The sequence below is a fragment of the Salinicola sp. genome, from assembly GCF_982684285.1.
This window is the reverse complement of sequence record NZ_CEXLVS010000373.1, coordinates 1-2641: the sequence shown is the minus strand read 5'-3', so window position 1 is coordinate 2641 and position 2641 is coordinate 1. Positions and strand designations below refer to the sequence as shown.

At 66.4% G+C, this 2641-nt stretch carries 2 protein-coding genes; both read left to right on the top strand.

Features of this window, described 5'->3' with window-relative positions; all coding sequences use genetic code 11:
* Positions 1 to 373: DUF5943 domain-containing protein (locus tag AC3AYF_RS20005; RefSeq protein WP_487780266.1), on the top strand; the 373-nt coding region annotated here is incomplete at its 5' end.
* Between the two features lie 109 nt (positions 374 to 482).
* On the top strand, positions 483 to 2552 hold the full coding sequence (gene dgcA, locus AC3AYF_RS20000; RefSeq protein ID WP_295040740.1) for a dimethylglycine demethylation protein DgcA: 2070 nt from the start codon (positions 483 to 485) through the stop codon (positions 2550 to 2552).
* Positions 2553 to 2641 lie beyond the last annotated feature (89 nt).

Genomic DNA, 2641 nt, shown 5'->3' with positions numbered 1-2641 from the left:
TCTCTACGACGCCGGCTACAAGTCCGCCTGGCACTGGTGCGAGAAGGAGGCCGAGCTGCACGGTCTCGAGGGCGAGGCGGTCTTCGAACACTACATGAAGCGCCTGTCGCAGCGCGGCTGGGGGCTGTTCGCCACCGAGGCGATCGATCTCGACGCCGGCACGGCCAGGGTGCGCCTGGAGCACTCCTGCTTCGTCTACCAGTTGGGCAAGACCGGCAAGAAGGAGGAGTACATGTTCACCGGCTGGTTCGCCGGCGCCATGGACCAGATTCTCGAGGCCCGCGGCAGCAGCCTGCGCACCCGCGCCGAGCAGACCCAGAGCGGGGCCGAGGCGGGCTGCGAGGTTGGCTACTTCGACGTCACGCCGCGCTGACGGCGGCCCTCGCGACAGCCATCAATAATTCAAGCAATTCCGTGTACTGAAGAACTCGTGGCGGCCGCACCTGACCCAGGGCAGCGCGAGTTCGAGGAGATGACCGGCCATGGCTCATGAAGCCCTGTTCAAACCGATCCAGATCGGCAAGTTGACCATCCGCAACCGCGTGGTGAGCACCGCCCACGCCGAGGTCCACGCCACCGACGGCGGCATGACCACGGATCGCTACGTCAAATACTACGAAGAGAAGTCGAAGGGCGGTTGCGGGCTCTGCATCTGCGGCGGCTCCTCGCCGGTCTCCATCGACAGCCCGCAGCAGTGGTGGAGTTCGGTCAACGTCGCCACCGATCGCATCATTCCCCACTTCCAGAATCTGGCCGACGCGGTGCACAAGCACGGCGGCAAGATCATGATCCAGATCACCCACATGGGGCGTCGCTCGCGCTGGGATGGTCACAACTGGTCGACGCTGCTGTCGCCGTCGGGCATCCGCGAGCCGGTTCACCGCGCCACCTGCAAGACCATCGAGGAGGAGGAGATCTGGCGCATCATCGGTGACTTCGCCCAGGGGGCGCGGCGGGTCAAGGAGGGCGGCCTCGATGGCTGCGAACTCTCCGCGGTCCACCAGCATCTGATCGACCAGTTCTGGAGCCCGCGGGTCAACAAGCGCACCGACCAGTGGGGCGGCAGCTTCGAGAATCGCATGCGCTTCGGCATGGAGGTGCTCAAGGCGGTACGTGCCCAAGTGGGCGACGACTTCTGCGTCGGCATGCGCATCTGCGGCGACGAGTTCCACCCCGATGGCCTGTCCCACGACGACATGAAGCAGATCGCCGCCTACTACGATGCCACCGGCATGGTCGACTTCTTCGGCGTGATCGGCTCCGGCTGCGATACCCACGACACCCTGGCCAACGTCATCCCCAACATGTCCTACCCGCCGGAGCCGTTTTTGCATCTGGCGGCGGGCATCAAGGAGGTGGTCTCGGTGCCGGTCATCCACGCCCAGAACATCAAGGACCCGACCCAGGCCGAGCGCATCCTCGAGGGCGGCTACGTCGACCTGGTGGGGATGACCCGGGCCCACATCGCCGACCCCCACATCATCGCCAAGATCAAGGCGGGTCAGACCGACCAGATCCGTCAGTGTGTGGGCGCCAACTACTGCATCGACCGCCAGTACCAGGGTCTCGACGTGCTCTGTATCCAGAACGCGGCGACCTCGCGGGAGTACATGGGGCTGCCGCACATCATCGAGAAGAGCAGCGGACCCAAGCGCAAGGTGGTGGTGGTCGGCGGTGGCCCCGGCGGCATGGAGGCAGCGCGCGTGGCGGCGGAGCGAGGCCACGACGTCACCCTGATCGAAGCCCAGCCCCAGCTCGGCGGCCAGATCACCCTCGCCGCGCGGGCACCGCAGCGCGACCAGATCGCCGGCATCACCCGCTGGTACGAGATGGAGCTGGCGCGCCTCGGGGTCGATGTCCAGCTCGAGACCCGCGCCGATGATTCGGTGGTGCGCGACCTGCAGCCGGACGTGGTGGTGCTGGCCAACGGCGGCCATCCGTTCCTCGAGCAGGTGCCCGAGTGGGGCTACTCGGACAATCCTGACGAGAGCCTGGTGGTCAGCAGCTGGGACATCCTCGGCGGCAAGGTCGAGCCGGGCAAGAACGTGCTGGTCTACGACACCATGTGCGAGTTCAGCGGCATGTCCACCGCCGACTATCTCGCCAGCAAGGGCTCGACGGTGGAGATCGTCACCGACGACACCAAGCCCGGCGTGGCGATCGGCGGCACCACCTTCCCGACCTACTACCGCAGCCTCTATCAGCAGTCGGTGGTGATGACCGGCGACCTGGGGCTGCACAAGGTCTATCGCGAAGGCGACAAGCTGGTGGCGCTGTTCGAGAACGAGTACACCGGCGAGCACGAGGAGCGGGTGGTCGACCAGGTGGTGATCGAGAACGGCGTGCGTCCGGACGAGTCGCTCTACTACGCGCTCAAGGAGCGTTCGCGCAACCATGGGCAGATCGAGCTCGAGGCGCTCTACGCGGCGACGGCGCAGCCGACCCTGGCCGAGAGCGGCGATTTCGCGCTGTTCCGGATCGGTGACTGCGTGGCGCAGCGCAATACGCATGCGGCGATCTATGATGCGCTCCGCCTCTGCATGCACTTCTGAGCCACGAGCCACGAGCCACGCGCCACGAGCCACGAGCCACGAGCCACGAGCCACGCGCCACGAGACACGAGCCCTGCGCGAGCGCCGAC

Excerpts from the sequence above, each read along its gene's own strand:
- dgcA (WP_295040740.1), top strand. The coding sequence starts at position 483 with ATGGCTCATGAAGCCCTGTTCAAACCGATCCAGATCGGCAAGTTGACC.